The sequence below is a fragment of the Streptomyces bambusae genome, assembly GCF_019400985.1.
Lineage (GTDB): Bacteria > Actinomycetota > Actinomycetes > Streptomycetales > Streptomycetaceae > Streptomyces > Streptomyces bambusae_A.
The window spans coordinates 1-4,498 of the sequence record NZ_WTFF01000460.1; the positions used below are offsets into that span (position 1 = coordinate 1).

The following is a 4,498-nucleotide window of genomic DNA, read 5'->3' on the forward strand; positions in this document are numbered from 1 at the left end:
GGGCCAAGCGCCGTCTGCGGACGGTGTCCGCGCGGTGCCGGGCCGTCCCCGGGCGGTGGCCGCCCGCCGGGCGCGGGACGCGGGCGGTCCCCAGGGCGCCGCCCGCGAGCTCGTCCGGTGCCGGCACGCGCATGGAGGTGTGGGTGTCCCGGTTGGACTCCGGCGAGCCGCCCGGCCCGCCGGGCACCAGGGACACCGCCCCGCGCCGGCGCACCGGCGTGGTGGAGCGCTCCTCGGGCTCGGGCTCGGCCGGCTCCAGGTCGTCGGGCTCGTCGACGTCCAGCGGCGGCATCCCGGCCAGCAGCGGCAGCAGCTCCCGCAGCCGGACGGACAGCTCCGAGGCGCGCAGCCGGGAGGCCGGGGCCTTGGCCAGGCACTGGACGATCAGCTGCCACAGCTCGTCGGGGATGCCCGGCAGCGGGACGACGGTCTCGGTGACGTGCCGGCGCAGCACCGCGCCGGGGTGCCCGCCGCCGAACGGCGTGAAGCCGGCCAGCAGCTCGTACAGGACCGTGGCCAGGGCGTATATGTCCACGGAGGCGCGCGGCGGGAGGCCTTCGACGATCTCGGGGGCGAGGTAGTCGGGCGTGCCGATGATGCGGGTGGCGGGCGCGGAGGCGGCCCGGGCGCCGGCCCGGCGCGGCGAGTCGATCAGCTTGGCCACGCCGAAGTCGGTGAGCAGCGCCGGGTGGGAGCCGCCGGGGCCGAGCGGGCCCTGCATGTCGAGGAGGACGTTCTCGGGCTTGACGTCTCGGTGGACCACGCCCGCCTTGTGCGCCGCGGCCAGCGCGTCCGCGACGTCGGCGACGATCGCGACGGCGGCCTCGGGGGCGAGCCTGCGCTCGCGGTCGAGCCGGGTGCGCAGGTCGGTGCCGCGTACGAGGTCCATGACCAGGGCCAGGTCGTTGCCGTCCACGACGAGGTCGCGGACGGAGACGATGTGGGGGTGCTCCAGGCCGAGCAGGGCACTGCGCTCCTGGACGAACCGGCCCACCAGCTCCTGGTCGGACGCGAGGTCCTCGCGCAGCAGCTTGACGGCGACGGGGCCGTCCGGTCCCTCCCCGAGCCAGACCGTGCCGGCGCTGCCGCGCCCCAGGATCTGGTGAGCGGTGTATCGGCTGCCGATCTTCCGTGCCACGACTGCTCCCTCAGCGGCTGGCGTACGTGCCAAAAGTACGCGGCCGGATCGGCGTTGGATGCCATGAGGGGCCCGGTTTCGCGGTGACCTTCACTTCTGCGGGCGAAATCACGCCTCGGATGTCGACAAATCCACGAACTCGGCGCTACGTGGGCGGGCACGCGGCCCGCCCACGGGAGGGCGCACGCCCTGCACGCCCGCCGGCGGGCACGCCCGCGCACGCCCCGCGCCAGGTGCGCACGCCCCGCGTTAACGGCTCACGCCCGCGTCAGGGCGTGCGTCCAGCGTCAAGGCGCACGCCCCGCGTCAGGGCGTGCCGCCGCTGCCGCTGCCGCCCGTCCCGGTGGTCTCGCCGAGCTCGCTGATCCAGTCGACGACCCCGCTGCCCATCGCCCACATCTGGTCCCACCAGCCGCGGCCGGTGCCGACCCACTCCTGGAGCGGGGTGAGCTCCCAGATCAGCCAGCCGCCGATGACGAAGAGCACGACCATGAACAGGCAGCCCTTGAGGCAGCCCAGGCCCGGGATGTGCATCGGGTTCGCGCTGCGGCGGCGCGGCTCGCGCGGTTCCCGCGGCGCGGGCGGCTGCGGGGCCGGCTGCTGCCGGGGCGCGGGCGCGGGTGCGGGCTGCTGCCGCTGGGGCGGTTGCGGGGCCTGGTACTGCTGCGGCGGGTGCTGGTAGTGCGGGGGCGGCGGCGCGTACTGCGGCTGGTGCTGCGGGGGCTGCTGCGCCTGGTGCTGCGGCGGGTACCCGTACTGCGGCTGTTGCTGCTGCGGGTACGGCGCCGGAGGCGGCGCCTGCCTGTACTGCGGAGGCCGCTGGGGCTGCTGGGGCTGCTGCCGCGGGGGCGGCGGCGGGGCCTGGCGCTGCGGGCGCCGGCGCAGCGGGTCCTCGCTCGGGTCGAGGTACTGCATCTGCGTCTGCTCGTTGCGCTCGCGCGCCGCCCGCAGCTGGGTCTGCCAGGGGTGCGGGGCGTCCGGCTGCTGCACCGGCGGCATCACGGCCGTCGGGTCGGCGGCCGCCGGGCCGCCGGTGCTCGGCAGCACCGAGGTCGCGTCGTCGGCGCCGACCGGGGGCAGGACGGAGGTCGCGCCGTTCGGGTCGTACGTGCCCATGGGCGCGGCCGAGCCGGTGGGCAGCACCTGGGTGGCGTCGGCTGCGCCCGGCACCTGCTGGTCCGGGTTCTGCGGGACCGGCGCGGGCGAGGGGTCGGGGGCGAGCAGCGCGCCGACGCCGAGGGCGGCCTCGACCTCGCCGGGGGCGGAGTGCACCCCGATGCCGGCGGCGACCACGCGCAGGGCGCGGGCCAGGCTCTGGGCGCTGGGGCGCTCGTCCGGCTCCTTGCGCAGGCAGCGCTCGATGACCGTCCACAGCGGTTCGGGCATGGTGGACGGGCGCTGCGGCTCCTCGCTGAGGTGGCGGTGGAGCACCTCCAGCGCGGTCGCGCCGGCGAACGGCGGACGGCCGGTGACCAGCTCGTACAGCAGGATGCCGGCGCCGTAGATGTCGACCGCGGAGGTCTGCGGGCGGCCCTCGGCGGACTCGGGGGCGACGTACGCCGGGGTGCCGACGAACTCGTGCGTGCGGGTCAGGCCCGGGGAGTCGGCCAGGCGGGCGATGCCGAAGTCGGTCAGCATCGGACGCATCTGGCCCTGGCGCTCGTCGAGGAGCACGTTGGCGGGCTTGAGGTCGCGGTGGACGACGCCGTCGGCGTGGCTGGCGGCGAGCGCGTCGGCGATCTGCGCGGTCAGCAGGCAGGCGGCGACCGGCGTGAACGGGCCGTTCTCGCGGATGTACTTGTGCAGGTCCGGGCCGTCGATCAGGTCCATGACGAGGGCGAGGAGGTCGCCCTCCACGACGAGGTCGCGGGTGCGGACGATGTTGGGGTGGGTCAGGCGCAGCAGCACGGAGCGTTCGCGCAGGAAGCGCATGACCACGTCCGCGTCGTTGGCCAGCTCCTCCTTGAGGACCTTGATGGCCACCGTCTCGCCGGGCTGCCCGGCGACCGCCGCCTCCGCGCCCGCGGTCTCCCGCTGGCGGGCACGCCAGACGGTGCCCGTGGCGCCGCGTCCGAGCGGCTCCTCGAGCAGGTACTTGCTGCCGACTGGCCGCACGTCTTGCGCTCCCCTGCTGATGGTGTTCCCGAGTGGTTCCCGAGTGGTTTTTTCCGGCCCACTTTTCCGGCCCACTTTAGGGGGTGTCCCTGTGGAAGACGCGGGGAGTCCGAGGTTGGTTGCCGCACATTTGTACGAAGAGTGGCGTTTCAGGGGTATGCCCGAGGCGTTTTACGTCCGTATGTGCGCGGCTCGCGGTCGACCCGACGATCGAACAAGATCATTTTTCGCCGGGTGCCGGGCGTGTTGTCGGCCGCAGGTGCGAGGATGCACCCGTACGGAAGCGGGGGACGGAAGCCATGGTTCCTCGCGTACGGGCACATCCGCAGCACTTCCGCAGCACATCCGCATGACGACGACCGGGGGGCGTCCGGGCAGCCAGGGCCCGCCGTTCCCCTGCCGGGCGCAGACCGCGCACCGCGCACGCGCAGAAGGGACCGCCGACGGCGATGCAGATCCGGCTGACCGTCATCGGGCCGCGCAGCGGCCACCAGCCCGCGCGCGCGGCGGCCGACGTGCTGGTCACCGCCCCCGTCGGCACCCCGCTCGCCGCGGTCGCGTCCGGCCTGGCCTCGACCGTCGCCGGCCCCGACACTGGCGGCACGGTCGTCCTCTACGCCGGCCCGGAGCGGCTGGATCCGCAGCGGCGCGTCCTCGGAGAGCCGCCGCTGGTGGACGGCGCGGTCCTGGCGCTGCACTCCCCGGTGTCGGAGGACGCGGGGGACCCCGCCGGCGCGGATGCCACGGCGGAGCTGCACGTGGTGGCCGGCCCCGACGCGGGCGGCGTGCACCTGCTGCACCCCGGCGCGATCCGCATCGGCCGCTCCTCGGACGCGGACGTGCCGCTGGACGACCCGGACGTCTCGCGGCTGCACTGCGCGGTCACGGTGGCGGAGGACGGCCGGGTGTCGGTGGCCGACCTGGACTCCACGAACGGCACGACGCTGGCCGGTACCCCGGTCGGCCGCTCCCCGGTCCCCCTGCCCGCGGGCGCGCTCCTGCGCATCGGCGAATCGGCCCTGCGCCTGTCACCGCCGACCCGGCCCAACCCGGCGCCCCCGGTCCCGGACCTGGAGGGCCACCTGGTCCTCCCCCCGACCCACCCCGCGGCCCGCACCCAGGCCGCACCCGGGCTCCCGGGCGCCCCGGCCCCCGATGCCGCGGCCGGCCCCACCGGGGGCGCGGCGCCCCCCCTGTCTCCTTTCCACATCTGACGCTGCCGACGATCTCATCCCTGTCATGAGA

Annotated in this window: 2 protein-coding genes and 1 pseudogene; 1 reads left to right on the forward strand and 2 read right to left on the reverse strand. The window is 75.7% G+C overall.

Translation table 11 applies throughout. The features are described from left to right. On the reverse strand, positions 1-1,138 hold a 1,138-nt coding region (locus GPJ59_RS33940; RefSeq protein WP_219671795.1), incomplete at its 3' end, for a serine/threonine-protein kinase. 306 nt (positions 1,139-1,444) lie between these two features. Next, entirely contained in the window at positions 1,445-3,253 is a 1,809-nt protein-coding gene (locus GPJ59_RS33945; protein ID WP_219671796.1) for a serine/threonine-protein kinase, read from the reverse strand. 449 nt (positions 3,254-3,702) lie between these two features. Between GPJ59_RS33945 and GPJ59_RS33950 the strand changes: the two are divergent. Next, positions 3,703-4,443 (forward strand): annotated as a pseudogene (locus tag GPJ59_RS33950) (FHA domain-containing protein); the annotation flags it as partial. Between the last annotated feature and the right edge of the window lie 55 nt (positions 4,444-4,498).